Annotated in this window: 28 protein-coding genes and 2 tRNA genes; 9 read left to right on the top strand and 21 right to left on the bottom strand. The window is 45.3% G+C overall.

Annotated features, from left to right (window positions below):
• The first annotated feature begins 136 nt into the window (after positions 1–136).
• On the top strand, positions 137–463 hold the full coding sequence (locus tag IEX60_RS23530) for a HesB/IscA family protein (RefSeq protein ID WP_188753848.1): 327 nt from the start codon (positions 137–139) through the stop codon (positions 461–463).
• Positions 464–479: 16 nt separating this feature from the next.
• On the opposite strand, the gene bshB1 is transcribed toward IEX60_RS23530, so the two are convergent.
• Both bshB1 and IEX60_RS23520 read right to left on the bottom strand, forming a co-directional pair.
• A complete protein-coding gene (bshB1, locus tag IEX60_RS23525; protein WP_188753847.1) occupies positions 480–1,214 on the bottom strand; it encodes a bacillithiol biosynthesis deacetylase BshB1 in 735 nt (244 codons plus the stop codon).
• Between the two features lie 2 nt (positions 1,215–1,216).
• Positions 1,217–1,840 carry a DUF4294 domain-containing protein gene (locus tag IEX60_RS23520; protein ID WP_188753846.1) on the bottom strand — a complete coding sequence of 208 codons (624 nt, stop codon included), beginning with the start codon at positions 1,838–1,840 and terminating at the stop codon, positions 1,217–1,219.
• A gap of 146 nt (positions 1,841–1,986) precedes the next feature.
• Between IEX60_RS23520 and IEX60_RS23515 the strand changes: the two genes are divergently transcribed.
• The 4 genes from IEX60_RS23515 (at position 1,987) to IEX60_RS23500 (ending at position 7,576) form a co-directional block, all read left to right on the top strand.
• The gene (locus IEX60_RS23515) at positions 1,987–4,194 is read left to right on the top strand and encodes a RelA/SpoT family protein (protein ID WP_188753845.1); all 2,208 of its coding nucleotides are present in this window, start codon (positions 1,987–1,989) and stop codon (positions 4,192–4,194) included.
• 139 nt (positions 4,195–4,333) lie between these two features.
• Positions 4,334–4,840, top strand: coding sequence for a Fur family transcriptional regulator (locus IEX60_RS23510; RefSeq protein ID WP_188753852.1), 507 nt, complete (start codon positions 4,334–4,336; stop codon positions 4,838–4,840).
• Positions 4,841–4,996: 156 nt separating this feature from the next.
• Positions 4,997–6,274 carry an adenylosuccinate synthase gene (locus tag IEX60_RS23505; protein ID WP_188753844.1) on the top strand — a complete coding sequence of 426 codons (1,278 nt, stop codon included), beginning with the start codon at positions 4,997–4,999 and terminating at the stop codon, positions 6,272–6,274.
• 15 nt (positions 6,275–6,289) lie between these two features.
• Entirely contained in the window at positions 6,290–7,576 is a 1,287-nt protein-coding gene (locus tag IEX60_RS23500) for an anthranilate synthase component I family protein (RefSeq protein WP_188753843.1), read from the top strand.
• A gap of 8 nt (positions 7,577–7,584) precedes the next feature.
• Here IEX60_RS23500 and IEX60_RS23495 read toward each other — a convergent pair whose 3' ends face one another.
• The 5 genes from IEX60_RS23495 to IEX60_RS23475 all read right to left on the bottom strand — a co-directional run bounded on the left by IEX60_RS23495 (position 7,585) and on the right by IEX60_RS23475 (position 13,862).
• The gene (locus tag IEX60_RS23495) at positions 7,585–8,865 is read right to left on the bottom strand and encodes a M16 family metallopeptidase (RefSeq protein WP_188753842.1); all 1,281 of its coding nucleotides are present in this window, start codon (positions 8,863–8,865) and stop codon (positions 7,585–7,587) included.
• A complete protein-coding gene (locus IEX60_RS23490) occupies positions 8,855–10,102 on the bottom strand; it encodes a M16 family metallopeptidase (protein WP_188753841.1) in 1,248 nt (415 codons plus the stop codon). Before IEX60_RS23490 ends, IEX60_RS23495 begins: the two co-directional genes overlap by 11 nt.
• Positions 10,103–10,128: 26 nt before the next feature.
• Positions 10,129–11,031 (bottom strand): oxygen-dependent coproporphyrinogen oxidase, encoded by a 903-nt coding sequence (gene hemF / locus IEX60_RS23485; protein WP_188753851.1) that lies wholly within the window; start codon positions 11,029–11,031, stop codon positions 10,129–10,131.
• A 13-nt stretch (positions 11,032–11,044) separates the two neighbouring features.
• Positions 11,045–12,763, bottom strand: coding sequence for a gamma-glutamyltransferase (ggt, locus tag IEX60_RS23480; protein WP_188753840.1), 1,719 nt, complete (start codon positions 12,761–12,763; stop codon positions 11,045–11,047).
• A gap of 88 nt (positions 12,764–12,851) precedes the next feature.
• Positions 12,852–13,862 carry an NAD(P)H-dependent glycerol-3-phosphate dehydrogenase gene (locus IEX60_RS23475; RefSeq protein ID WP_188753839.1) on the bottom strand — a complete coding sequence of 337 codons (1,011 nt, stop codon included), beginning with the start codon at positions 13,860–13,862 and terminating at the stop codon, positions 12,852–12,854.
• 262 nt (positions 13,863–14,124) lie between these two features.
• Between IEX60_RS23475 and IEX60_RS23470 the strand changes: the two genes are divergently transcribed.
• Positions 14,125–14,277 (top strand): hypothetical protein, encoded by a 153-nt coding sequence (locus tag IEX60_RS23470; RefSeq protein ID WP_188753838.1) that lies wholly within the window; start codon positions 14,125–14,127, stop codon positions 14,275–14,277.
• Positions 14,278–14,436: 159 nt separating this feature from the next.
• On the opposite strand, the gene IEX60_RS23465 is transcribed toward IEX60_RS23470, so the two are convergent.
• The 4 genes from IEX60_RS23465 to IEX60_RS23450 all read right to left on the bottom strand — a co-directional run bounded on the left by IEX60_RS23465 (position 14,437) and on the right by IEX60_RS23450 (position 16,464).
• Positions 14,437–14,524, bottom strand: a tRNA-Ser gene (locus IEX60_RS23465).
• A gap of 182 nt (positions 14,525–14,706) precedes the next feature.
• Positions 14,707–14,780: transfer RNA gene (locus IEX60_RS23460), tRNA-Arg, on the bottom strand.
• Positions 14,781–15,023: 243 nt separating this feature from the next.
• Positions 15,024–15,332 (bottom strand): DUF3467 domain-containing protein, encoded by a 309-nt coding sequence (locus tag IEX60_RS23455; RefSeq protein ID WP_188753837.1) that lies wholly within the window; start codon positions 15,330–15,332, stop codon positions 15,024–15,026.
• A 16-nt stretch (positions 15,333–15,348) separates the two neighbouring features.
• A complete protein-coding gene (locus IEX60_RS23450; protein ID WP_188753836.1) occupies positions 15,349–16,464 on the bottom strand; it encodes a M42 family metallopeptidase in 1,116 nt (371 codons plus the stop codon).
• Positions 16,465–16,521: 57 nt separating this feature from the next.
• On the opposite strand from IEX60_RS23450, the gene IEX60_RS23445 reads away from it, so the two are divergent.
• Entirely contained in the window at positions 16,522–16,665 is a 144-nt protein-coding gene (locus IEX60_RS23445; RefSeq protein WP_188753835.1) for a hypothetical protein, read from the top strand.
• A gap of 25 nt (positions 16,666–16,690) precedes the next feature.
• Here the strand turns inward: IEX60_RS23445 and IEX60_RS23440 are convergent, their stop codons facing one another.
• On the bottom strand, positions 16,691–17,842 hold the full coding sequence (locus IEX60_RS23440) for an acyl-CoA dehydrogenase family protein (protein ID WP_229717761.1): 1,152 nt from the start codon (positions 17,840–17,842) through the stop codon (positions 16,691–16,693).
• A 178-nt stretch (positions 17,843–18,020) separates the two neighbouring features.
• Here IEX60_RS23440 and IEX60_RS23435 point away from each other — a divergent pair, with 178 nt between their 5' ends.
• Positions 18,021–18,950 (top strand): DUF6263 family protein, encoded by a 930-nt coding sequence (locus tag IEX60_RS23435; protein ID WP_188753834.1) that lies wholly within the window; start codon positions 18,021–18,023, stop codon positions 18,948–18,950.
• A gap of 11 nt (positions 18,951–18,961) precedes the next feature.
• Here IEX60_RS23435 and IEX60_RS23430 read toward each other — a convergent pair whose 3' ends face one another.
• From IEX60_RS23430 to surE, 8 genes are all read right to left on the bottom strand, one after another.
• Positions 18,962–19,489: an adenine phosphoribosyltransferase gene (locus IEX60_RS23430; protein WP_188753833.1), complete on the bottom strand. Its 528-nt coding sequence runs from the start codon at positions 19,487–19,489 to the stop codon at positions 18,962–18,964.
• Positions 19,482–20,270, bottom strand: coding sequence for a ComEA family DNA-binding protein (locus tag IEX60_RS23425; RefSeq protein ID WP_188753832.1), 789 nt, complete (start codon positions 20,268–20,270; stop codon positions 19,482–19,484). The genes IEX60_RS23430 and IEX60_RS23425 overlap by 8 nt, the downstream gene beginning before the upstream one ends.
• Before the next feature lie 229 nt (positions 20,271–20,499).
• Positions 20,500–20,847, bottom strand: a complete 348-nt coding sequence (hpf, locus tag IEX60_RS23420) for a ribosome hibernation-promoting factor, HPF/YfiA family (protein ID WP_188753831.1) — start codon at positions 20,845–20,847, stop codon at positions 20,500–20,502.
• Between the two features lie 14 nt (positions 20,848–20,861).
• The gene (locus IEX60_RS23415; protein ID WP_188753830.1) at positions 20,862–21,743 is read right to left on the bottom strand and encodes a tyrosine-type recombinase/integrase; all 882 of its coding nucleotides are present in this window, start codon (positions 21,741–21,743) and stop codon (positions 20,862–20,864) included.
• 82 nt (positions 21,744–21,825) lie between these two features.
• The gene (gene rpsU, locus IEX60_RS23410; protein WP_188753829.1) at positions 21,826–22,017 is read right to left on the bottom strand and encodes a 30S ribosomal protein S21; all 192 of its coding nucleotides are present in this window, start codon (positions 22,015–22,017) and stop codon (positions 21,826–21,828) included.
• A 117-nt stretch (positions 22,018–22,134) separates the two neighbouring features.
• Complete coding sequence (locus IEX60_RS23405; protein WP_188753828.1) at positions 22,135–22,608, bottom strand: thermonuclease family protein; 474 nt, start codon at positions 22,606–22,608, stop codon at positions 22,135–22,137.
• 79 nt (positions 22,609–22,687) lie between these two features.
• Positions 22,688–23,254: a YqgE/AlgH family protein gene (locus IEX60_RS23400; RefSeq protein WP_188753827.1), complete on the bottom strand. Its 567-nt coding sequence runs from the start codon at positions 23,252–23,254 to the stop codon at positions 22,688–22,690.
• A 58-nt stretch (positions 23,255–23,312) separates the two neighbouring features.
• Positions 23,313–24,050, bottom strand: coding sequence for a 5'/3'-nucleotidase SurE (gene surE / locus IEX60_RS23395; protein WP_188753826.1), 738 nt, complete (start codon positions 24,048–24,050; stop codon positions 23,313–23,315).
• 119 nt (positions 24,051–24,169) lie between these two features.
• Between surE and IEX60_RS23390 the strand changes: the two genes are divergently transcribed.
• Positions 24,170–25,084: a diacylglycerol/lipid kinase family protein gene (locus tag IEX60_RS23390; protein WP_188753825.1), complete on the top strand. Its 915-nt coding sequence runs from the start codon at positions 24,170–24,172 to the stop codon at positions 25,082–25,084.
• Here IEX60_RS23390 and IEX60_RS23385 read toward each other — a convergent pair.
• On the bottom strand, positions 25,074–25,712 hold the full coding sequence (locus IEX60_RS23385) for an HAD family hydrolase (protein ID WP_188753824.1): 639 nt from the start codon (positions 25,710–25,712) through the stop codon (positions 25,074–25,076). The two genes, IEX60_RS23390 and IEX60_RS23385, sit on opposite strands and share 11 nt — an antisense overlap.
• Positions 25,713–25,774: the final 62 nt, after the last annotated feature.

The raw sequence follows: 25,774 nt of genomic DNA, 5'->3' as shown, positions 1-25,774 counted from the left end.
AGGGCATTTTTTTTCACCCTAACCATTTCCATAAATATACGGATACTATTCCTAATCCCAAAATCTTAAAAGCGATTTCCCTGAACAAACGGTGAGCTCTTTGTAATGTCGACTGAATTTTCCGATCTTTGTATTCATGGTAACAATCACTGAGAAAGCGAAACAACGTATACTCGACATCATGCGTAATGAACAGTATGATGACACCTATTTTGTACGTGTGGGCGTAGAAAGCGGGGGGTGCTCCGGATTAAGTTATAAACTCAACTTCGACAACGAAGAAAAAAAGGGCGACCAGTTGTTTGAGGATAAAGGGATTAAGATCTGCCTGGATATCAAATCATACCTTTATCTGGCTGGTACAGAATTGGATTACTCTGATGGACTTAATGGAAAGGGATTTGAATTCCATAATCCAAATGCTTCCCGTACCTGTGCCTGTGGGGAAAGCTTCGCCGTTTAGCATAACGTATCAGACGCTATTTCAATACGAACAAATCATCCACGCCGAGTAACCTCCGGCATGTAAACCCTTCGCCGTGTTTCGCGCCGATGTATTTACCGTACTCCCTGGCCCGACTTTCGATGTACTCCAAAAAATCCGGTTTCGAAATGTACGTCTCCGGCTCATCCGCCTGATAAGACTCGTTAAAGAACTGTGACCGATAGGCCTTAATCGCCTCAATCTTTTGCTCCCAATAATCACTGATATCGACAACGATATCAGGCTTGATATAATTGTCTTGGATTAATTGGAGCATAAGCCGCGGACGGTGGGGCGCCTGGCTTGAACCATCTTCGGAAGTTTCGATTTTACGCAGACCTGCCAAAAATACAGCATCGTTTACCAAATCACCGGCTCTTCCATGGTCGGGGTGGCGATCATGCAATGCATTGGTAATGATAATTTCCGGCCGATATTTGCGTATGGCATGTATTACCTGGAGTTTGTGTGGTTCATCGTTTTGAAAAAAACCGTCACGCATCCCCAGATTTTCCCGGACAGATAACCCTAATATTGCAGCCGCATTTTCCGCTTCAGCCTTCCGTATTTCCGGAGTACCCCGGGTACCTAATTCGCCGCGTGTAAGGTCTACTACTCCTACTTTACGACCCATCGCAACCTGTTTGGCCAGGGTTCCCCCGCAACCCAATTCTGCATCATCGGGATGTACGGTAATTACTAATATGTCCAGTTGTTTATCTTCATTCATGGTTAAAAATACCGGTTTGTAGGCCGCTCAAGGCTGCGGATGATATTTTCAATCTCAAAATCATCCTCAATGTTGTATTTGTTTTTCAGGTTATGTCCGAACACCTTGGCAATCGATTGGTAGAAAAACGCCGTGATGCCTCCCCGGAGTTCCTTAACTACCTCATAGCTCGAATTCCCGGTTTGCCGATCGATCAATTTAATCAATATTTCGCCCTGCGAAATCGTCAGATTTTTCACTTCCTTATTAAACATATCTTTGATTTCCTTTTCACAGGCTTTTACCAATCGCTTCTGTTCGCGTTTATTTCCGGTGAGTGCCAAATCCCGGTACAATTGTTCGTACCGGCGTTGCGCATAGTTGGCATAAGGCAATACCTTAATTACATTGTATCGAAGCCTAAGATAACGCGCTTTATCTTCAGGGCTTCTAAAAACACGTTTACGGGTAACTTCCACTTCCGGAATCAGCATCCACGGAAGAAGTTCCCCGTCTACCACGGTGGTTGGTACCATCCGATACGATGCCCGGTTGGGGTAGGACGACCGCGACAAGGTATCCTGTGCCTTAGCTACCCCTGCAAGGAACACCATCACAAAAAAAATCAGCACTGTAACGCGGGTCATCTATGCTATTTCAATAATTATCCGTATATTTATATGATTAAACGAACAGACAACAAACGTGTCCAATCATTGCTAACGGACATACAAACTTAGACAAACTTGGATTGATATGCAAGTTTGTCGTTTTTTCGGGAGAAGAGTTACGAATGAAAGAATTAGTAATAGATTTAGAAGCAGAAAGCAAGGAAATACGCAGGCGATACCGTGCATTATTACGCGCGTGTAAACCTACACTACAGCGGGGGGATAAACAGATGATACGCAAGGCATTCGATTTGGCACTCGAAAGCCATAAAGATATGCGCCGCAAATCGGGCGAGCCCTATATTTACCATCCGATAGCTGTGGCCCAAATTGCCGCAGAAGAAATTGGATTAGGAACCACCTCCATTGTGTGCGCATTGTTACACGATGTGGTAGAGGACACCTCCATCACCTTGGATGATATTGAGCGTGAATTTGGCAAGAAAGTAGCCCGCATCATTGATGGATTGACAAAAATATCCGGCATATTTGATCCAAACAGCTCAATGCAGGCGGAAAATTTCCGGAAAATGTTACTCACCCTGGCAGACGATGTGCGGGTCATTCTGATCAAGCTGGCTGACCGGCTGCATAATATGCGGACGATGGATTTTATGCCACGGGACAAACAGCTTAAAATCGCTTCGGAAACGTCATACCTGTACGCACCATTGGCCCACCGCCTGGGGTTATACGCCATTAAATCCGAATTGGAAGATCTTTCCATGAAATACACGGATCCAGACACGTATAAATTCATCGCGAAGAAGCTGAATGAGAAAAAAGCAGAGCGCGAGCGTTTCATCTATAACTTTGTAGAGCCTATCAAGGAAATATTACACGAGCAGGGTATCAAAGCGCAGGTTTTTGGCCGACCGAAATCCATTCACTCCATCTGGAGCAAAATGCGTAAGAAATCCATCCCCTTTGAAGAGGTGTATGACCTTTTTGCCATCCGTATCATCATCGATACCGCGCAGGAAAACGAAAAAGCGGATTGCTGGAAGGCCTATTCCATCGTAACAGACCTGTACCGGCCAAACCCGGACCGGTTAAGAGATTGGGTCTCGTCTCCCAAAGCCAACGGATATGAGTCGCTCCATACGACGGTAATGGGGCCGAAAGGCCAATGGGTGGAAGTTCAGATCCGCACCATCCGGATGAACGAAATTGCGGAAAAAGGGTTTGCTGCCCACTGGAAATACAAAGAATCCAATTCCGACAGCGGATTGGATCAATGGATACAGAAAGTACGTGAAATACTGAGCAATCCGGAGCCGAATGCGATGGATTTCCTGGATGATTTCAAGATGAATCTGTTTTCGGATGAAATCTTTATTTTCACACCTAAAGGTGCGCTTATCCAGCTACCTCACAACGCCACTGCGCTGGATTTTGCCTTTGAGATACATTCTGATCTCGGCGCCAGCTGTATCGGTGCAAAGGTTAATCACAAACTGGTTCCCCTAAGCCATAAGTTGCAGAATGGCGACCAAGTGGAAATCATTACGTCGAGTAAGCAGACACCCAAAGAGGATTGGCTCAACTTTGTAGTTACCGCCAAAGCCAAGTCCAAAATCAAATCCGCGCTCAAAGAAGAGAAACGGCGGGTGGCCGAAGATGGAAAGGAAATCCTCGAACGGAAACTCAAATCACTGAAAATTACCTACAATACGGAGAACATCAATAAGCTGACGATGTTTTTCAAATATCCTTCCTCGCAGGATCTGTTTTATAATGTTGCCAAAGGAGAAATTGATATTAAAAACCTGAAGGAATTTGCACTGAGCGAAAAAACAGTGGATCAGCCAAACGGACAGCAATTTGCGTCGCATATTGGTGGACTGGTAGATAAAATCAATAAAAAAGACTACGAAACCCTGCTGATCGGAGACGACCTGCAGAAAATCGACTATACGCTATCCCCTTGCTGCAACCCGATCCCCGGTGACGATGTTTTCGGATTCATTACGGTGAATGATGGTATCAAAATCCACCGGACGAATTGCCCCAATGCCGCCAAACTGATGGCCAATTACGGCTACCGCATCGTTAAGGCAAAATGGACTTCGCAAAAAGAACTGGCATTCCTGACCGGATTACATATTGTTGGTATCGATGATGTCGGGCTGGTCAATAAGATCACCAAAGTGATTTCAGACGACTTTAAAATAAACATCCGCTCCATTACCATATCCAGTAACGACGGTATCTTTGAAGGTTCAATCATGATTTTCGTAAATGATACGGCCCACTTGGAAAGCCTGATCCGGCATTTAAAGCAGATTAAAGGGATTACAGGAATTACCCGTTTTGACTCGGTTGATTGAGGCCGAATGGTAACTTATGTATCCCAACAATTTTGTGTATATTCCATCTGTGAACTTATTCTTAGGCGGCAGATGAGAAATCGATAAATTTGCATATTAGCGCAAATTTACCTAAGTTTGTACGTTAAACTTTCGGATGATGACTCAAACGGAAAACTATCAAACAGTAAAGAAAATTTTCGAGGCCTACCTAGAAAATAAAAGTCTTCGTAAGACCCCGGAACGCTATGCCATTCTGGAAGAAATCTATTCCCGGAATGACCATTTCGATGTGGAATCGCTGTATATCCACATGAAAAATAAAAAGTACCGGGTAAGCCGGGCGACTGTATACAACACGTTGGAACTGTTGGTATCCTGTGACCTGGTGACAAAACATCAGTTCGGGAAAAACATGGCGCAGTTTGAAAAGTCTTATGGATATAAGCAACACGACCACATTATTTGCATAGAATGCGGCAAAGTCGTCGAATTCTGCGACCCCCGTATCCACCAAATACAGAGCATGATGGGTGAACTCCTCAAATTTGATATCAAACACCACTCCCTCAATCTCTATGGCGTATGCAGTGATTGCTCAGCCAAAAAGGAAAGCGTACAAGCCGCACCGGCAAGGAGAAAAGAAGAACTTGCTGAAACCCATTAAGTATTTCTGTGCATGCCTAACCATACCTCACTGCTGTCAACAGACGGCACGGAATGATCTTTTGGAATTAGTCCTCGTAGAATATCAAAATAATGTTAGATTTGCCAAAAATTGGTATTCCATTTAATGATTTCATTTTCAATGCTGAATTAAACTATGCAAGTTGATGTGCTTTTAGGCCTGCAATGGGGCGATGAAGGGAAAGGCAAAATTGTAGATGTGCTGTGTCCCAAATATGATTTGATTGCCCGTTTCCAGGGGGGGCCTAACGCAGGACATACGCTGGAATTTGATAACCAGAAATATGTATTGAATACAATCCCATCGGGAATATTCAACAAAGATACGCTCAACCTAATCGGCAATGGGGTAGTTATCGATCCCATTACTTTGAAGCGGGAGCTGGATACCTTAAAGAAAAGCGGCTTTGATCCGGTAGCGGCGGGTACACTCGTCATCGCCCGAAAAGCTCACTTGATTCTGCCAACCCATCAATTGCTCGACGCAGCGTCCGAAAGCAAAATGGGTGCAGGGAAAATCGGCTCCACACTGAAAGGCATCGGCCCTACTTACATGGATAAAACCGGCAGAAATGGATTACGTGTGGGTGATACTACCCTACCCGATTTCATGGAGCGGTACCAACGACTGGTTGAAAAACACAAGTCCATCCTTTCCCATTACGGCGAAATACCTGATTTCAGCGAACGTGAACAAGCGTTCATGGAAGCGGTGGAATTCCTGAAAACAATCCCCCATGTAGACAGCGAACACCTTGTAAATAAATATCTCAATGAAGGCAAGCGCGTGCTTGCGGAAGGCGCACAGGGAACCTTATTGGATATTGATTTCGGTTCATATCCTTTTGTTACCTCATCCAATACGACCACGGCCGGCGCATGCACCGGATTGGGCATAGCCCCTTCCAAAATCGGCCACGTCATTGGCATTTTCAAAGCATACTGCACCCGGGTAGGTGGCGGCCCCTTCCCCACCGAGTTAGAAAATGAGACCGGTGAAAAACTCCGCCAATTGGGGCATGAATTCGGTGCAACTACCGGACGTGCCCGCCGTACGGGTTGGATCGATCTCCCTGCACTCAAATATGCCATCATGCTCAACGGGGTCACTGAGTTAGTGATGACAAAAGCCGACGTGCTAAGCGGATTCGATACCATCTACGCTTGTACACATTACATCCAAAATGGAGAAAAAATCGACTACATGCCTTACGATATTGTAAGTGTTAAACCGGAACCAGTATATGAGCAACTGCAGGGATGGAATGCTGACCTGTGCGGAATTACCGATAAGGAACAAATTCCCGATACACTGAAGTCATACATTCAATATTTGGAAACCCACTTAGGTGTACCGATCAAATACCTTTCTGTAGGACCCGATCGTACACAGACCCTGCTGTTGAGTGAATAATTAGCATTCCGTATCATGGTATCACTGGCATGCCATCTGAACGACAGTGAAACTTTTACACAAAAGGCATTGCAGTGGGCAATGCAGTTTAACAGCGTCTGTTACTTGGACTCCAATGGATACCGCGATAATTACGGCAATATTGACGTGTTTATCGCCGTAGGGACAGCTGCATCTTTCCTATCAGATGGTAGCAATACATTTACTAAACTACAGCAATTTATTGACAACCATCCGGATGCGTGGATTCCGGGATTTTTGGGATATGACCTAAAGAATGAAATTGAAAACCTGCATTCCCAACATCCCAATTACACAGAGTTCCCCGATGCTTATTTTTTTGTACCCGAATATACGCTGCTTATCGGTCAATATAATGCAGAAATCAAGGGATCTGATCCGAAGGCGATCATAACGCAGATCGAGGCCACTGAAATAAAAGACGAACCGTTGGGTTTCAAGGGGCAGCTGAAAAAACGGATGAACAGATCCACCTATTTTTCGGCATTTGCTGAGCTACAGAGACATATCCGGAAGGGAGACATCTACGAAGTGAACCTTTGCCAGGAATTTTTTGCAGAGCAGATATCCCTCAATCCGCTGGAAGCCTACCGGAAACTCAACGAAGTATCACCCACTCCGTTTTCATGCTTCTTCAAATTCGGACAAAAATATATCTTATCGGCTTCTCCGGAACGCTTCCTTTCCAAAAACGGCCGAACCTTGTTGTCACAACCCATTAAAGGTACCGCTCCGCGGGGTAAAACTGCGGGCGAAGACGATCAATTGAAAAACGCCCTCGCCACCAGCCCGAAAGAAATCAGCGAAAACATCATGATTGTCGACCTCGTAAGAAATGATCTGACGCGCAGTGCCGAACCGGGTACGGTTAAGGCCTCTGATCTCCTTCAGATACATAGCTTTAGACAGGTTCATCAGTTGATTTCTACCATCACCTGCCAAATCCGTGAAGGAATAAGCCCCGCGGATACCATTCGTAATACGTTTCCTGCCGGATCCATGACCGGGGCTCCAAAAATCAGTGCGATGAAATTGATCGATCGTTACGAAAACAGCCGTAGAGGAGTCTATTCTGGAGCGTTGGGATATTTTAGTCCACAGGGCAATTATGATTTCAGTGTAGTCATCCGCACCTTGATTTACAATGCAGACAATGGTTACCTATCGTTTCATACCGGAGGAGCAATTACGGACAATGCTGATCCGGAAAAAGAATATAACGAATGCCTATTAAAAGGGAAGGCGCTGTTTGAAGTGCTGAAGTCAATGGCTACCGGCTAATATCATGGCTAAATCTTTCCGACTACTACCTTGACCATTTTATCAAAATCCAGATATGTATTGGCTAAATGGCATATTTCGTCGGGAGTAATCGTGTTGATTACGGAAGTATAACGATCGTAGTATTCCAGTCCCAACCCAGAAAAATATACATTCTTGAATTTGTCAGCGTGAGAAAATACATTCTCCAGACTGCCCAATAGGCTCCCCATAATATAACTCCTAACCACCGCAAGTTCTTCATTGCTCACCGGCTCATCCCGGAGTCTATTAATTTCCCTTTCAATTTCACCGAGCGTTGCAGCCGTTACATCCACCCCTACTTCCGATCCAAGGGTAAAAAAAGCACTGTGCTTTAACGATGCCATACCTGAGCTAATGCTGTACGTATAGCCCTTATCCTCCCGGATATTGGTCATCAGGCGTGAACCGAAATACCCTCCCAATACCGTGTTCAGCACCTGCAGCCCGGGAAAATCAGGATGAGGGCGCTGTACGCTCAGGCATCCCATGCGGATGGCCGATTGCATCGCATCTTTACGCACGTCAACGGCTAGCTTCCCTGCTGTGGGAAGCACATTGGGTATTTGCTCAATAGGCAGGGCTCCATTTTGATCCACCCAGTCATTTCCAAACAAGCGATCCAGGCTATTTATAACATTTCCGGTAATCTTACCAGAAACAACCAATGTGCAATTTGATGGTCTATACTGCTGACTGAACAATACCAATAAGTTGTTTCTGGTCAGTTCATCGTAGTCTGATACCTCAGGTACATATCCATAACGGGCTGTTCCAAATACGGATTTATTAAACAGCCTGCGTGCTACAAAACTATTTTTCTGAAGAGAAACCTGTAGCTTCTGCTTATTGTTGCGGATATAGGTTGCAAGTTCCTTTTCAGAAAAAACAGCATTCGTCAACATATCTTTGACTACCGGCAATAATTCCTCAAGATGCTTATTCAACGAAAATAACGTCAATGAAGATTGATCATAACCAACTCCCGGTATTAAAAATGCACCATGGAAATCAACTAATTCCGCAATCTGAGCACTGCTAAGCGTAAGCGTGCCTTCCGGTAATAATTCGCAGATGCTGGAATTCAAGAGCGCTTGATCCTCCCGGCCGAAAAGATGATCAACAATCCATTCAATACGTACCAAATCCTGTTCACCGGAATCGAAGATAAAAACTTTCAATCCATTCGAAAACGTAATTTCTTGGGGTTTAATTAAATCCAACCCGCTTATTGGATGATACGGGGGAGGTTGCGTTCTAGTAAGCATGTTTATCGGCTATGTAAATAAGCGTTGAAGAATTTTCTTTTCTGAACAACTGATTGGCTTGCCGCTGGATGTCTTCAGCAGAAACGGCAAAATAACGATCTACCTCTCGGTTCAATCCATCGGCATCCCCAAGCAACTCAAAATAAGCTAAATTCATGGCCTTTTCTAAAATGGCCATCTCGGCGAAAATCATCGTAGACTCTATCCGATTCTTTACTTTGTTCAGTTCGTAATCTGTCACTTGCTCATATTTCAACTGTCTTAATTCGTCCCAAATGGCTTCCTCGGCAGCTTCCAACGTTATATTTGACAGGGGCTTACCGGCTACCACGAACAAATTACCATCTATACTCCCCGTATGATATGCGTTGATTTCACTGAACAATTCTTTCTCTTTGACCAGTGTACGATAAAGTCTGGAAGATGTACCGCGCGACAGTAGGTCTGAAATCAAGTCCATGGCGTAATACGCATTTTCCAATCGCGCAGGACCGTGAAAAGCGATATACAGGCTATTTAAGGGAACATCTGCGTATATCACTTCCCTATGGGCCTCCCGTTGCTCCGGTTCTGCGGGGAGTTTCCTCACATACTTACCACGCGAAGCAATCGGAGCAAACCATTTTTCTGTCAGTTCTTTTACGGCGTCGACTTCAACATCCCCGGCAACTACCAGAATCGCATTCTCGGGCGCATAATGCTTCGTGAAAAATGCCCTGACATCATCCATCTTTGCCTGTTCAATATGGGAAAGCTCTTTGCCGATGGTTGCCCAGCGGTACGGATGCACCTGGTAAGCCAATGGCCTGAGCCTAAGCCACACATCTCCATACGGCTGATTGAGGTACCGCTGTTTAAACTCTTCGCAAACCACATTACGCTGCACATCGAGGCTTTTTTCACTAAATGCCAAACCCAACATGCGATCGCTTTCCAACCAGAACGCGGTCTCAAGGTTAGCGGCAGGCAACGTGATGTAATAATTAGTAATATCGTTGCTGGTAAATGCGTTGTTTTGGGCACCCACTGCCTGCGAAGGTCCGTCGTAACTAGGAATATTCACCGACCCGCCAAACATGAGGTGCTCGAATAAGTGTGCAAACCCCGTTTTATCCGGATGTTCATCGCGCGAGCCTACATCATACAACAGATTGACCACCGCCATCGGTGTTGCGTGATCCTCGTGTACCAATATTCTCAACCCATTATCAAGGGTAAACCGACTGAATTTTACCATTTACAGATCTACTAAGTATAACTAGGTTATTGAGCCAGCCAATCCACTCCCTGCCTGAGCCACAATAAGGTTTCTGCCTCAGCACTACCCGACTCAGGTTTGAAATCATAGGCCCAGCCTGCATGAGGGGGCAGACTCATTAAGATAGATTCGATGCGCCCATTGGTCTCTAATCCAAATTTGGTTCCTGCATCGTATACAAGGTTAAACTCCACATACCGCCCTCGTCGGAGGTATTGCCACTGCTTGTTGGCCTCAGAAAAATCTCGATGTCGGTTCCTGTTGACCAATTCCGCATATGTGGGCACAAACGCGTTACCCAGGGCATATGAAAAATCAAAAATTCCTTCCCAGGACAACGCTGTTTTTTCAGGTGTGAGCCGGTCGTAAAACACACCTCCCACCCCACGGGTTTCCCCCCGGTGTTTAATGTAGAAATAGCGGTCGGCAAACGCCTTAAACTCCGGATAAAAAGAAAGATCAAAACGATCGCAGACACCTTTAAGCTGCCGATGGAAATAAACAGCTTCGTCTTTCTCTACATAATGCGGTGTCAGATCTATACCACCACCAAACCACCGGATCTGATCATTCAGTTCAAAATACCGGATATTCATGTGGATAATGGGCACAAAGGGATTACTGGGATGGAGCACAATGGAAACTCCGGTAGCAAAAAAATTTTCGTCATCAACCTGGAATGCACGTTTTATCGCTTCAGGCAACACACCATGCACCGCTGAAAAATTCACCCCTCCCTTCTCAATTACGTCACCGTTTTGGATGACGCGTGTACGCCCTCCACCGCCCCCATCGCGCGCCCATAGCTCTTCGACAAAGGATGCTTTGCCGTCCAATTGCTCCAATGCCCGGCATATCTCATCCTGTATCTGTTTATAACGATCCGCAATATATTCTTTATTCATTATCTTAGTCGTTACATTAGTATCCTCTTGTTGTGTCATCTCCGCGTGGATCTGCCCCGCCACTCAGGCTCCCGTCCGGCAGCACCCGTATCGCATCCACCCTACCGATACTCCCCCGGTCCACAAGCTTATATCCGGTGGCAGACAACGAATGTCGGACCGGTTGAGTCACGGCATTTTCCTCAAGCGCCACTTCGTCAGGCAGCCATTGGTGGTGAAAGCGTGGCGCAGCCACTGCTTCCTGTATTTCCATGTCAAAATCAACCACGTTGAGAATGGTTTGGAATACCGATGTTATAATCGTCGATCCGCCCGGTGTACCCAATACCATGAATAATTTCCCGTCCTTCTCGAGAATCGTGGGAGTCATGGAACTAAGCATCCGCTTACCCGGTTCAATCGCATTGGCCGCACCACCAATCAATCCATACATATTGGGTGCACCCGGCTTCACGGAAAAGTCATCCATCTCATTATTTAATAGGAATCCCGCCCCGGCTACTACTACCTGTGATCCGTATGATCCATTGAGCGTAGTCGTGATAGCAACCGCATTTCCTTCCCGATCCACAATGGAAAAATGGGTGGTTTCCTCGTGCTCGGCCATAGACAGACTACCCGCAAATATATCACTGCTAAACGATGCATGCCTGAAATTGATATTCCGCATACGTTCGGCATTATACGAAGAATCGATCAGCATAGACTGGGGAACATCGTAAAAATCAGGATCCCCCAAATGGGTGGCCCGGTCGGCATATACCCTGCGTTCGGCTTCAATGATTACACGCATAGTTGAATCCTGCTGGAACCCCCATTGCGACAATGGATAAGCCTCTACAGATTTAAGCAGGGAAATCAATGCAATGCCGCCACTCGAAGGGGGTGGCATGGATACCACCCGGTAGCCCCGGTAAGTTGCTGAGATCGGATCCCGCCATTTCGCCTCGTAATTTTTCAGGTCTGCGTGGCTGATGATGCCGTTTCCGCGAGCCATTTCTTCAACAATGCGGTCGGCCGTTTCGCCCTCATAGAATCCTGCCCTACCGCGCTGGCTGATCAGCGTTAGCGTATGCGCCAATTCGGGTTGGACCAACGTATCGCCCGCTATCCATTCGACATCCCGCAAAAAGGCGGTCCCACCCGGGTTATATTTCCGGAAACTCTCTTTTCTGCTATTTAACTCTTTGGCCTGCATTTCGGTTACAGGAAACCCACTTTGAGCAAGGTCAATGGCCGGTTTCAATAAGGTAGACCATTCGAGTTTACCGTATTTTTCATGTGCTTTTACCATACCGTCAACAGAACCCGGTACGCCTGAAGCTAACTGTCCGCGCAGGCTTAACTCGGCCACCGGATTGCCTTCCGCATCGAGATACATATCCCTTGTTGCGGCCCCGGGTGCGGCTTCCCGGAAATCCAACGCATCAAAATCCCCATCAGCGTTGCGATAAACCATAAAACCTCCACCACCGATATTTCCCGCATTGGGATACACAACGGCGAGCGCAAATTGGACCGCTACCGCGGCATCAACGGCATTTCCTCCACCCTGCAAGATGTGTAATCCTACTGCCGATGCCTCCGGATGAGCCGACACGACAACACCATTGCGGTAGATCTGTAGATTTCTGCGTCTAAATGAATCACAAGAGATATTGGAAATAACCAAAAAAACCAATAGGTAAGAAAGCCTTGTCTTTCCAAAGAAAGTTTGTAAAAAACTCGTTTTCATCTATTCATTTTCTTTTTAACGGCTGATGAGAGCTCGATGTAAATAATCATTTTCCCTATGTGTCAATATTATTTACATCTCGGTTTCATTACGTTAGTCTTTCCGCTAATTTCTTCATCTCAATTACCGGCGAAAGATGTCGATATAACACATTGTATACAGCATTGCAGATCGGCAGATCGATTCCGTGTTTAACGCTAATCTGCTGGATGCAATTTGCAGCATAATAACCCTCGGCTATCATATTCATTTCCAATTGTGCAGATTTGACTGAATACCCTTTGCCGATCATGTTTCCAAACGTACGATTTCGGCTAAATTGGGAATAAACCGTAACCAGCAAATCGCCCAAATAAGCCGACTCCTTGATATCGCGATCAATGGGATGTACCACATTTACGAATTGGGCCATTTCCCTGATCGCATTGGATACCAATACAGCCTGAAAATTATCGCCAAATCCCACTCCGTGACAAATACCTGCGGCTACCGCATAAATATTTTTCAAGACTGCGGCGTATTCCGTGCCGTAAATGTCGTCGGATATATTGGTTTTTATGTAGCGCGTCTGGATCAAGGAAGCCACCTGTGCAGCAACTTGCATATCCTGTGAAGCCACGGTCAGGTACGAGAGCTTTTCTAAAGATACCTCTTCAGCATGACAGGGCCCTCCAATTACAGCAATCTGGGTGATTGGCACGCGATATTCCTGCTGGAGGTAATCACCGACAATTAAATTCTCATCGGGCACGATACCTTTGATGGCCGACACGATGATCTTACCGGCTAGCAGCTCCGGCGTAACCCCTTTTAGTGCATCTTTCAAAAAAGCCGCGGGTGTATTAAGAATGATCAAATTTGCATGTGCGATTACCGTTTGGGCATTTGTATGGATATGGCGTTTAGGTATACCGACAGTAACCGCACTCAGGTAATTCGGATTATGCCTGAAGGTGCGGATGTATTCCGCGGCATCTTCATTGCGTACCCACCAATGTACGGACTTATCAGCCCCGTTATCGCCCAGCATTTTTATCATTGCAGTTGCCCAACTGCCACTTCCAATAACTCCTACCGTTGGCTTGGTTAAGTCTGTCATATTCGGCAAAAATACCCTTTTTTTGCCGTTTCTGTCCTATTGATCTGGTTTTTTATTCAATACTGCCCATTCTATCGATCAATTCTCTCATGAGTATTACTCAATTTGTACTAATAAGAGCGCTGGGTGTTTGCTCCCCTCTTCGCCCGACTTTCTCCTGACCTTATTCTCCCATCTCGCATGCTGTGCGCAGGGCGTATGCGTACGGCATCTATGGTTTTCCCACATACTGGCCGCATACACCCCGATAAATTCACGGAAGATGGCAAGAGAAAGGCAGAAGAAAAGCAGAAGAAAAGCAGGACTTGTTCGCGCGTCACCCCCCGATATCATCGCATTAGCTGATATCTGGAAAGACCAAGGGATTTCACTTAATAACCTTCATACCGATTCCAAATTGGCAAATTCCAGATAATCCGACTTCATTTAAACAAGTTTGACCTGCCGCATTAAACCAAAAAACTGACTATTTTTAAGCTTGTTTTTGTTTGGCAGAGCTTGAGGGATTGTTCCGCTTTGCTCAGGTACGCCTATTAAACAGAAAAACCCCGCTGTTGCGGGGCTTCGTTTCAGGTGGCGGAGAGTGAGGGATTCGAACCCCCGGACCTATTACAGTCAACGGTTTTCAAGACCGCCGCATTCGACCACTCTGCCAACTCTCCGGCGCAAAAGTACAAACTCTGCGATATATTGCAAATTCAATTATACCTTTTTTTTCATTCCTTGCCCCCAAAATCACCAACTACGTGAAGGACACAGCGATAAATTGAACGGCAACAAACGGAAAATGATTTATCGAATAAAAAAACCTCCCGATCAGTAAAGACCGGAAGGTTTCTATTCGTACGCCAATCAGGATTCGAACCTGAGACCGACGGTTTAGAAAACCGTTGCTCTATCCAGCTGAGCTATTGGCGCTCACGCAAATCGATGCAAAAATAGCTAAACTTGCCTGAATTGCAAAAACAATCCATCCATTTTATGGTTACCTATTGTAAAACATCATGAGAAGTTTTCTATTTATTCTAGCGTTAATCTTACTTGTTATCTGGGGTATCGGCATTTTTTGGTATGCACTTAAGGGCTTATTCAATATCCTTATCATATTGGCTGCCATTGCGTTCATTATGGCGATATTCAGTAAACCCAAAAGCGCTTGATTCAAGCCTGCGCTGTTGGGCCACCAAAATTCATTGGAAACGGCGGGTCATCCTGTGTGTTGATACTACCGTTTACCGCCTCGTATTTTGCAATATTGTCATCTAATGCGCCTAGTAGCCTTTTTGCATGCTCGGGTGTCAAGATAATTCTTGATTTCACCTTGGCCTTCGGAATGCCGGGCATTACACGTATAAAATCGAGCACAAACTCCGTATTTGAATGGGTAATAATCGCAAGATTAGAGTAGATACCTTCAGCAACATCCTCCGAAAGTTCTATGTTCAGTTGGTTTTCCTTCTTTTCCGTCATGTGATTGTTTAGTTAACTATTGTACAAATGATCTGAAATCCTGCCCTGATTTTATTGCCAACAAAGCCTCATATATCAAACGGATCACATTATCAACATCTTCTTTGTGAATCATCTCCACGGTGGTATGCATATAACGCAGTGGCAGTGATATCAAGACGGACGGAACTCCTTCATTTGAATAGGCAAATGCATCGGTATCTGTACCTGTCCACCGCGAGGAAGCCTGACGCTGGAACGGGATTCCTTTTTTTACTGCTGTATCGACCAATAATCGATTGAAATTGATCTGTACAGACGGAGCATAAGATACTACAGGGCCTTTGCCACAGGCCAAATCTCCCTGTGTGACTTTATTAATCATCGGTGTCTGCGTATCGTGTGTAACGTCTGTTACGATAGCCAGATTAGGCTTAATCCGGTGGGCAATCATCTCCGCCCCTCGCAGCCCGACTTCCTCCTGCACGGAGTTTACGATATACAGCCCGAAGGGCAACTTTTTCTTATGCTCTTTCAGCAAACGGGCCACTTCGGCAATCATAAAGCCACCTGCCCGGTTGTCAAGCGCCCGCCCCACATAATACCGATCGTTCAGTACCATAAACTGGTCTTCATAGGTAACCACACATCCCACATGCACACCCAGTGCTTCTACTTCTTCCTTGCTGGTGCAGCCACAATCCAAAAAGATATTTTTCAACGTGGGGGCCTCTTCCTTCTCGCCCGAACGCGTATGGATCGCAGGCCATCCGAAAACGGCTTTGATGATTCCTTTTTCGGTATGAATGTCTACCCGCTTGGACGGTGCAATCTGATGGTCAGACCCACCATTCCGGATTACATAGATCAGCCCATCTTTGGTAATGTAATTCACAAACCACGATATTTCGTCGGCATGCGCCTCAATGACCACTTTATATTCCGCTTTTGGGTTGATTACCGCTACAGCCGTTCCGTAGGCATCGGTAAACGTTTCGTCCACATACGGTTTCAGGTAATCCAGCCACAGCCGCTGCCCCTCCCATTCAAAACCGGTAGGTGAAGGGTTGTTGATATAGGTTTCGAAAAAACGAAGAGACTTCGGAGTTACGACAGGAATATGTTGTTTTTCTTCTTTTTTTGCTTTAGCCATGTTAAATTTGAGTAAATGGAAACGAATAAATAGCGTACGGACAAATTTAGAAAATAAATGAAGAAAGTCGTGTTCAAGTTACTTGTCAGGCTCAATAACCAGTTGCTCCCAAAATATGCGGGGAAAGACCCTGCCACACTTACCAAAGGTCAGCGTGCGATTTTGGGATTCCGTTACTGGGCCCTCATCCATTCACTATGAGAAATGCTGCGGTCGGCCACTGGGGTTATTTCAACACTTCCCGGGCAATAACCAACTTCTGGATTTCGGACGTGCCCTCACCGATGGTACACAATTTGGCATCGCGGTAGTATTTTTCTACCGGGAAATCTTTGGTATAGCCATATCCCCCAAAAATCTGTACAGCTTCCGTCGCACAACGCACCGCAATTTCTGAGGCATAATATTTGGCCATAGCCGAGTTTTTGGTTACCTCTTTATCTTTATTTTTCAACTCACAAGCCTGCCTGATAAGCAATTCAGCTGCTTCCACTTCGATCGCCATATCCGCCAGTTTAAATGATATTCCCTGGAAATTGGCAATGGGCTGTCCGAATTGCCGACGCTCCTTTGCGTATTTTACAGCGGCTTCTAACGCACCTTTCGCAATACCTAAAGCCAGCGCTGCGATGGAAATCCGCCCACCATCCAACACTTTCATCGCCTGTTTGAAACCTTCTCCTTCCGCGCCGAGTAGGTTTTCCTTGGGCACTTTGCAGTTGTCAAAAATGAGCTCGGTGGTCTCTGAAGCACGCATACCTAATTTATTCTCCTTTTTTCCGTGGGTAAACCCCGGTGTACCTTTTTCAATGACAAATGCCGAAACCCCGTGGGATCTGTTTTTTTCACCTGTCCGCGCCATCACTACAGCAATATCGCTGCTTTTTCCGTGTGTTATCCAGTTCTTCGTGCCATTCACTACATAGGTATTGCCGTCCAAGACAGCAGTAGTACCCATACGCAATGCATCTGAACCCGTGTTTGCCTCGGTAAGTGCCCAAGAGCCAATCCATTCTGCGGTGGCTAACTTCGGTAACCATCGCTGTTTCTGGTCCTCGCTTCCAAAGGTTAGGATATGCCCGGTACACAAAGAATTATGCGCAGCTAACGAAAGGCCGACCGCGCCGCATACTTTGGCCACCTCCACAATGATGTCGACGTATTCGTGATAGCCGAGCCCCGCCCCTCCGTAGACCTCGGGCACCAACACCCCCATAATCCCCAATTGCCCCATGGCTTTAAAGGTATCAACCGGAAAAGTCTGCGCCTCGTCCCATTCCATCACATAGGGTCGGACATTTTTATCCACAAACTCACGTACCATTTGACGCATCATGTCCCGGTTTTCGTCACCCATTATTACTGATTCCGTGTGCATAATATACAGGTATTTATACAATGATAAACAATGCAAACAGAAAAGCAAACCAAAAAAAATACGGTATAACGCGGAATGAAATAGTTTTTGGTATGATTTCGGTTTTTAACAAAAATATATACAGAAAATCAGCATAAAGTCTACATTTGAAACATAGTATACAAAAAAGAAGCAAATCATGATGCATACCAAAATATGGGGATTATTGTTTATCCTCTTCATTTCCTATAATGGAACACACGCAGACCAACCGATATCGAAGACAACCAACCGGGTAAACCAGGAAATACACCTAAAGTTCAACCTGAAACCCGGCAATAAATACCTTTTCTCATCTATCGTCAAACAACACATTACGCAAGAAATGATGGGGCAACAGGTGGTTACCACACAAAATATGTCATCTGACTATATTTATGATGTCCAATCTGCACAAGGTGGTACCACGATCATTAACGTCACATTCAGTGCCATTAAAATGGATACCGACGTTGCTGGGGGAATGCAACAGCTTCACTATGACTCAAGCAATCCGGAGGCAGGCACGGAAGAGCTGAAAGTAATATCCAACCTCGTCGGCAAATCATTCCTCATGCACATCAATGAAGAAGGACGTGTAGAGCGGGTGGAAGGATTAGATAAGATCATCGGATCAGTAGACGCGCAGCGCGCCGAAATACTGAAACAGAGCTTCGGCGATTCATCCATGATCCAGAACATGAACCAAATGATCAATATTTATCCAAACCAAACCGTCAACAAGGGCGATGTATGGACAAAAAGCTTCTCAGGTCCGGTAGCCGGTATGTTCCAGTCGACCGTCACTTCCGATTTCGCACTATCCGACATAACCGGCAATTCTGCCATGCTCGCGGTTAATGGACAAATGGGCTTTTCTAAACTAAAAAACAGCGGCAACCCGTTGCTTCAAGGGGCGGAATTCAATTTAAGCGGTACTCAGAAGGGCACTTTGGAAGTAGACATTGAATCTGGGCTACCTATTCAGACTATCCTGAAACAGGATATTAGCGGATCCATCGAAATCCAGGGAATGCAGATACCGATGACCATCGTTTCTGACATTATCATTACTGGCAAGAAAATGTAACAGGTTCTCAATTAATAGCTCACTAACGAGAAAATCTGCTGGCTGTAATCCAACAGCCTTTTTTTACCCTCAAGGAAATCCAAACTGATGACAAATGCGTATCCAGCAATCGTCCCCCCTAGTTTATGAATCAATTGACTGGCTGCGATAACCGTACCACCGGTAGCTAACAAATCGTCATGAACCAGCACACGCGATCCGCGCTTAAACGCGTCCTCATGAATCTCAATGATTGCTTCACCATATTCCAAGTTATATGACTGTGTAACAGTATGATAAGGTAATTTTCCCTGTTTCCGAATAGGTACAAAAGGTTTTCCAAGCCGTTGGGCTAATGACAAGCCGAATAAAAATCCCCGGCTCTCAATTCCAGCTACCACATCAATGAAATCCGGCTGTAACCGGTCCATAAAATTATCCAAGATCGCATTGCAAAGGTAGGTATCTTTCAGGATCGGTGTAATGTCTTTGAATACGATACCCGGTTTCGGAAAATCGGGTACATCCCGTATCACCTCTCTAAGCTGCTGGTCAATCATCAGATATAGTTAAGTACGGCACAATTTTACAAAAAATCTCGTCATTCATAATTTCAATTCGTAATAAATCAGCGAGTGATTGATAGGGACCATGCTGTTTACGAAATTGCACGATGGCATTGGCAAGCTTAGGGCTAATAAACGGATGGTTTCTTAAACGTTCGTAGTCGGCCGAATTCAATTCGATTTTTTTCACAAAAGCGCTATCTACATAAATATGTTCCTTTAGCCTCTCAAATCGCGTGGTATCCATGCCGTATACATCCATCAGTTGTGTTACATGGTGAAATCCTCCCAGAAGATTGCGGAACCGCACGATCCGCGAAGCATATACCGGCCCGATACCGGGCAACTGTTGTAATTCAAGTGAATCTGCCGCATTAAGCTCGATAGATAACCTCGACCGTATTTCTTCTGGCATTGTATTTTCATCCTGCTGCGACTTTGACCTTACCGACGGAATCCGGATATAAGGCTCCAAACGGGTGTAATCGGTGTCACGCAACGCATAAATTTTTTGTAGATCCTCTTTTTTCCAAAACCGCCCACCTTTGGCTTCGTAATTCTTAATCATCCGTATCTGCCCATCCGAAAGTCCCAGTCTCTTCCATTCGGCAACAGGCAATCCATTGGGATCAAAAGTAAAATACTCCGCCACATCGGCCGATGCTCGCTTCCGTTGCATGGGCTCGGATGCTACATGGCCAACAGCCAGACTTTCTCTATTCTCTTCCGCTACGGTAGCCAGAAAATGTTCAATTTCTTTGATACGGCTGTCCATATCGATTGCACCTGAATCGCGATTCCTGGAAAACAAATTGAAGGTCAACCACAAAACAAATAACAACACGCCCAACACACAAATTCCATTTAGTTCCCTGCGACTAAAAGCAAAGTATCTTTCAAACCATTTATACATGATTATTTAGGTTTCGGAAGGTTAACGGCTGCAAACTAAAAAAAACCGGTAAGTTTCTGAACTTACCGGTTTTCGTATGTTACAAGGAATTTTACGCAATACGCATTTCTGCCATTGAGAGAACTTCCTTATGATTACTGGCTTTGGTACGTGTTTTGGTTTTATGTTTATTAATCTGTCTCCGCAGCGATTCAACTGCAAGATCCGTAGCCTCTTCGAAGGATTTTGCCTGTGCCTTGGCAAACAGCTGGCTCCCCGGTATATTCAGTTTAAACTCCGTGATTTTATTTGCTTCATCTTCCACATTTTCCAGTTTTAGATAACACTCTCCGTCAATAATGTGATCAAAAAACTGATCAAGTTTGTTCACTTTCTTCTGAATGAATTGGATTAACTTCTTGTCCGCATCAAACCGGATCGATTGCACGATGATATTCATAGATTCCTCCTTTTTTAAGCCTTTGGATGGGCCTGTTTATAAACTGATTTAAGTCGCTCGACCGAATTGTGTGTATATACCTGCGTCGCCGCAAGCCCGGCGTGTCCCAACAATTCCTTGATTGCATTCAGATCAGCCCCATTGTCGAGCAGTGCCGTAGCGAACGTATGCCTCAATACATGGGGACTTTTCTTTTGCTGCGAGGATATCGCACCGAGATAGTATTTTACAATGTCATAGATCAATCCAGGATATGCTTGCTTCCCTTCTTTAGTAACGATTAAGCAGGTAGAATTGTTATCAAACCGCTGTGTTTTTTTTTCGTTGATGTAAAGTTGAAGTTGCCTCATTAGCGTTTGGTTCAGGGGGACCAGTCTTTCTTTGTTCCGCTTGCCGAAGATAAGGATATTCCGATTGTAGAAATCGATATGCTCGTCGTGAATTTGCAATAACTCAGACAACCGGATACCGGTCCCAAATAGCAGCTCCAATACGGTTTTATCCCGGATGCCTTCAAATGTATCCGGAAATACACCGTCCCTATCCAGCAATGATGACAGTTTATCTTTATCCACTACCACAGGTAGTTTCTTGGGAGTTTTTAATGCCTTCACCAAGGAAAAGGGATTCTGAGACACGTTACCTTCCCGCATCAGGAATTTATAATAGGTACGGAGTGCTGAAAGGCTGCGGTTAATGCTGGCAGGGCTCTGCCCTTCTTCGAGCAGTGCTGCCAAATATGTCCTCGCTTCCCGGTGGGTGACGTCACCTATATCAATATCATGTAGCGCCAGATAAGTTACGAACCGCTGAATCTCATGGCGATAAGCAATCAGCGTATGGTTGGAATAGCGCTTCTCGTATTGAATAAAATTGATAAACCGCTCTATAAACATCGAAAACTACCTATATATTCCAATTGCTGAATATACAGATAGTTTTCAGATGTTGCAAATAAATTGCTTATTTATGGAATCCTTAGATCGTATCCTGATTGAGGCTTTGTTTATAAATCGCCTTCTTAATTTGCGTACGACGGGTAACGGATTTCTTCTCATAGGCCTGACGGGAGCGCAATTCACGCAACACACCGGTTTTTTCGAATTTCTTCTTAAAACGCTTCAATGCCCTGTCCAACGATTCGCCTTCTTTTACATTTACAATAATCATATCCTGTTATACCTCCTTTCGTACAAAAATTTGGATTGCAAAGGTAATCACTTCTTTATAGAAAGACAAGAAATATTTTGATAAAACGGAAATTAAACTGGAATAATCGGCAAACTGTTACTTCAATGTTTTCTCTCCCTTTCTCCAATGCCAGGGAGCTACTGCTCCGGATTCCGTCCAAAGGCCCCGGCGGGCCTCCCGGGCCTCCTGTTCTTTGGCCATCCATAATGGGTTACGGTCATATACCGCGCAATGCCAGGCCAAGCCTGCTTCCAAGAGGCGCTCATTCAAATTGATGGTATCAGCAATATATACAATCCCTACCACCCTGCCATAGCGGTCTATGTCCATCTCCCGCACCTTAACCGGGCCAGAAGAAAGCAATTCTTTGGTGAAAGCCGTGGCTACCCGGTTATAGGGCTGACCACGTTCAGGACAATCTATTCCGTAGAGCCGAATCCGCTGCTGATTTTTTCCGATTAGCAGGGTAAACGTATCGCCGTCTGCCACACGGACAACCCCGCCAGTGAGGTACCGAGGAGCACAGGACTCCCAGAGAAAAAGAAAGAGAATCAACACCCGGAATATCATGGTGCGAAAGTAACTAAAATAGGGAAAAATCTACTGGGCCCCTACAGGGTATCAGTTGTACAAACCGCATGAAACTTCCTTAATTCCACATGGGATTTTGCGGGAAGTTAGCCACGTGTGCATATTTCGGTCCCAAAGATACGATTGCCTCCTTCCAAAGGTTCTCGCCATCATTGCCAAAGGTGATATCGGGGTTGTAATGGTTGCTGATTACCCATGCGTTTTCATTGAGCTCACCCTCCAGTTGTCCCGGGCTCCAACCCGAGTAGCCGATAAAAAACTTAATCTCATCGTGTGTAATGTCTCCATTACGGATAAGGATCTTCAAGCTTTCAAAGTTCCCTCCCCAATAAATACCATTTCCGAGGCCCACTCCGCTATGCAATCTGTCATAACATTTGTGTATGAAATGAATACTTTCCTGCGCCACAGGCCCACCAAAGAATAGCGGAAAATCAGCTTCAGGAACATCGTCTATAACATCTTTGAGCTGCAATACTGCAGGCTGGTTCAATACATATCCCACGGTGCCTTCTTCGGCATGATGTTCGCACAATAGCACAACAGCTCGTTGAAAATTCGGATCCAGCATGAATGGTTCCGAAATAAGTAAACTCGCAATCTGGGGAATATTTTTATTGAACATGATTTGTCTCGTTAACGTACTGTAAATGTAATAAAAATATTCTTCATCCGGCCTATTGCTACCATTTCTCCGTTTCCAGCAGATTACTCAGTTTTTTCTCGTCGGTCAAATCGAGGCGCAATGGGGTGACAGAAACATAACCGTTTTCCACTGCCCAGCGGTCGGTACCCTTTTCTGCAGGCTCCAACGGGATCACCGTAAACCAATAGTGTTTCCGATCTATGGGGTCTTTTCCGGGTACGATCTTGCCGTCGTAAAATCGTACCGACTGTCTTGTCCAACATATGCCGGTTGGTTGCGGCGGATAATTGACATTATAAAGCCCTATTTCGTTCGGGTTTCGTAACAGCAGTTTTAATGTTTTTTCAACGTAAGGTGTAAGCACGTTAAAATCCGGTTCAGAATTACCGGCCGGAGTGCTCAGGGCAATTCCCTTTTTTCCCAGCAGCACGGCCTGCTTAGCAGCTGCCAACGTGCCGGAATGCCACATGGAATTGCCCAGATTTGGTCCCATGTTGATACCCGATAGCACCACCTGAATATTATTACGCAAGTGTGTGCCCAGCGCTACACAATCTGCCGGTGTACCGTTTACCCGGTACGCCTCAATGCCTGGAAATTCAATGGGAGATTTTTTATAGGACAATGGGCGGGAGTGTGTAACGGCGTGGCCCATAGACGATTGTTCTACATCGGGTGCCACTACCACGACCTCCCCAAATTTGGCTGCAATTCTTGCCAATGAGCCGATGCCGGGGCTGTATATGCCATCGTCGTTGGTTACTAATATCCGCATAGATAACTGTGTTTAAAGATACATTTTAGGGATGCTAAGTAAACCCTTGTGATTTTAAAACAAGTCTTCCGGATTTTTTGTTTGGACAAGTACGCATAGTCACGCAACATACACAACACATGCAAGCCGCTAAATACGCCCAATTGTTGCACAATCCCAAGGCAGGAGATGGCGACCATATGAAAGAAGACCTAGTTAACGCAATTGTTTCTTGTGGATTTAACTGCGGATATGTCTCAACAAAAGCACAAAGATGGGATCGTCTGAAGACCAAAACCACGTTAGCGGTTGTCGCAGGTGGTGATGGTACAGTAAGGCAAGTATTGAAGCGGTTATTGCGGCGAAAACTATTGGACAAGCGACCGGCTATTGCACTATTCCCAGCGGGTACGGCCAATAACTTTGCGAAAACCTTAGGTATTTCCGCCTCACTCCCAGGTTTGAAACGTGCTATTACAGGTTGGCAGATCAGGAAAATCGATGTGGGAGCCATTGGGAACGTACCTGAGACTAATTTTTTTCTGGAAGGCATGGGATACGGTCTTTTACCAAGATTGATCCGGGAAATGAAAACAGTCGATCTGTCGAAGGTAAAGACCACTGACGAAGAATTGGCTCTCGCATTAAATAAACTAATTGAAATAACCCAAGATTATATGCCAAAACGAGGACTATTAACCATCGACGGAGTGCACTATGAAGATAGCTACCTACTGGTAGAAGTATTAAACATTCAGTCGGTAGGTCCAAATGTTGTGCTTGCTCCGAAAGCCGACCCTACCGATGGCAAGTTGCACGTGGCGTTGTTGAAAGAGGTGCACCGTGAAGCATTCATTCAGTATCTTCAACAATCTCACCGCCCGCGATCCGGCAAGTATCCCAAGGTTCCCTGGCAAACTATCGAAGTTAAACATTCTATTACCATGCGATGTGAACATCGGCTACTGCATGTCGACGATGAACTCATCAACCTGAAAAAAGCTCAGCTTGTCAAGGTCGAAATCAGAAAGGGCATCGTAGATGTTATTGTTTAATCAACCCTAATCTCCCTAACAGAGAAGGCAACGAATCGTCCGGCTCAAGCAGATGAGCCTGCAACCCCAGTAGCTTTGCCGTTTCGATGTGCTGCGGACTGTCATCTACAAATAATGTACGTTCTGGATGGAGTGAATGGGTGTTCAGGACAAATTCGAAGATTTCCCGATCGGGTTTTCGCATCCGTAGTAAATGAGAATAATAATCTTTTTCGAAAAATCCGGCATTGCCGTTCAACCCAAATTCATGGTTAAGGTAAGCCATAATCCAATCGTAATGGATTTCATTATTGTTACTCAACAAGAAAGTACGGTAATTCGTCTTAAGCTGGTGCAACAACTCATGGTGTCCGGACCTCACCCCGATGAGCAAGCTGTTCCATGCCGTATCAATCGCATCATCGGTCAAAGCAGGATTGCCTGCTGCCTTACGGATTTCATTACGGAATTGGACGGCCGTGGTAAGCCCTTTGTCAAATGCGTCAAACAAGGCGTGCTGTGCGCGATGCCCATAAAATTGGTCAACTTCAGCAATTCCCAGGTCGATGAATGACTGACGTAACCTCGAAAAATCGATGTCGAACAGTACATTGCCGTAGTCGAGGATTATGTTCTCAGTATTTTGCATAAAAATTTCAGAATGTATGCGCAAAGATGTAAATTTGCAGCCGCAAAACAATAAGGATTTGC

This window comes from Parapedobacter defluvii, from assembly GCF_014642075.1.
In the GTDB taxonomy this organism is placed as follows: Bacteria; Bacteroidota; Bacteroidia; order Sphingobacteriales; family Sphingobacteriaceae; genus Parapedobacter; species Parapedobacter defluvii.
This window is presented reverse-complemented; position numbering and strand designations above follow the sequence as displayed.

Coding starts and splice junctions, on each gene's coding strand:
- IEX60_RS23530 (WP_188753848.1), top strand. CDS start 137: ATGGTAACAATCACTGAGAAAGCGAAACAACGTATACTCGACATCATG.
- bshB1 (WP_188753847.1), bottom strand. CDS start 1,214: ATGAATGAAGATAAACAACTGGACATATTAGTAATTACCGTACATCCC.
- IEX60_RS23520 (WP_188753846.1), bottom strand. CDS start 1,840: ATGACCCGCGTTACAGTGCTGATTTTTTTTGTGATGGTGTTCCTTGCA.
- IEX60_RS23515 (WP_188753845.1), top strand. CDS start 1,987: ATGAAAGAATTAGTAATAGATTTAGAAGCAGAAAGCAAGGAAATACGC.
- IEX60_RS23510 (WP_188753852.1), top strand. CDS start 4,334: ATGACTCAAACGGAAAACTATCAAACAGTAAAGAAAATTTTCGAGGCC.
- IEX60_RS23505 (WP_188753844.1), top strand. CDS start 4,997: ATGCAAGTTGATGTGCTTTTAGGCCTGCAATGGGGCGATGAAGGGAAA.
- IEX60_RS23500 (WP_188753843.1), top strand. CDS start 6,290: ATGGTATCACTGGCATGCCATCTGAACGACAGTGAAACTTTTACACAA.
- IEX60_RS23495 (WP_188753842.1), bottom strand. CDS start 8,865: ATGCTTACTAGAACGCAACCTCCCCCGTATCATCCAATAAGCGGGTTG.
- IEX60_RS23490 (WP_188753841.1), bottom strand. CDS start 10,102: ATGGTAAAATTCAGTCGGTTTACCCTTGATAATGGGTTGAGAATATTG.
- ggt (WP_188753840.1), bottom strand. CDS start 12,763: ATGAAAACGAGTTTTTTACAAACTTTCTTTGGAAAGACAAGGCTTTCT.
- IEX60_RS23475 (WP_188753839.1), bottom strand. CDS start 13,862: ATGACAGACTTAACCAAGCCAACGGTAGGAGTTATTGGAAGTGGCAGT.
- IEX60_RS23470 (WP_188753838.1), top strand. CDS start 14,125: ATGGCAAGAGAAAGGCAGAAGAAAAGCAGAAGAAAAGCAGGACTTGTT.
- IEX60_RS23455 (WP_188753837.1), bottom strand. CDS start 15,332: ATGACGGAAAAGAAGGAAAACCAACTGAACATAGAACTTTCGGAGGAT.
- IEX60_RS23450 (WP_188753836.1), bottom strand. CDS start 16,464: ATGGCTAAAGCAAAAAAAGAAGAAAAACAACATATTCCTGTCGTAACT.
- IEX60_RS23445 (WP_188753835.1), top strand. CDS start 16,522: ATGAAGAAAGTCGTGTTCAAGTTACTTGTCAGGCTCAATAACCAGTTG.
- IEX60_RS23440 (WP_229717761.1), bottom strand. CDS start 17,842: ATGCACACGGAATCAGTAATAATGGGTGACGAAAACCGGGACATGATG.
- IEX60_RS23435 (WP_188753834.1), top strand. CDS start 18,021: ATGATGCATACCAAAATATGGGGATTATTGTTTATCCTCTTCATTTCC.
- IEX60_RS23430 (WP_188753833.1), bottom strand. CDS start 19,489: ATGATTGACCAGCAGCTTAGAGAGGTGATACGGGATGTACCCGATTTT.
- IEX60_RS23425 (WP_188753832.1), bottom strand. CDS start 20,270: ATGGACAGCCGTATCAAAGAAATTGAACATTTTCTGGCTACCGTAGCG.
- hpf (WP_188753831.1), bottom strand. CDS start 20,847: ATGAATATCATCGTGCAATCGATCCGGTTTGATGCGGACAAGAAGTTA.
- IEX60_RS23415 (WP_188753830.1), bottom strand. CDS start 21,743: ATGTTTATAGAGCGGTTTATCAATTTTATTCAATACGAGAAGCGCTAT.
- rpsU (WP_188753829.1), bottom strand. CDS start 22,017: ATGATTATTGTAAATGTAAAAGAAGGCGAATCGTTGGACAGGGCATTG.
- IEX60_RS23405 (WP_188753828.1), bottom strand. CDS start 22,608: ATGATATTCCGGGTGTTGATTCTCTTTCTTTTTCTCTGGGAGTCCTGT.
- IEX60_RS23400 (WP_188753827.1), bottom strand. CDS start 23,254: ATGTTCAATAAAAATATTCCCCAGATTGCGAGTTTACTTATTTCGGAA.
- surE (WP_188753826.1), bottom strand. CDS start 24,050: ATGCGGATATTAGTAACCAACGACGATGGCATATACAGCCCCGGCATC.
- IEX60_RS23390 (WP_188753825.1), top strand. CDS start 24,170: ATGCAAGCCGCTAAATACGCCCAATTGTTGCACAATCCCAAGGCAGGA.
- IEX60_RS23385 (WP_188753824.1), bottom strand. CDS start 25,712: ATGCAAAATACTGAGAACATAATCCTCGACTACGGCAATGTACTGTTC.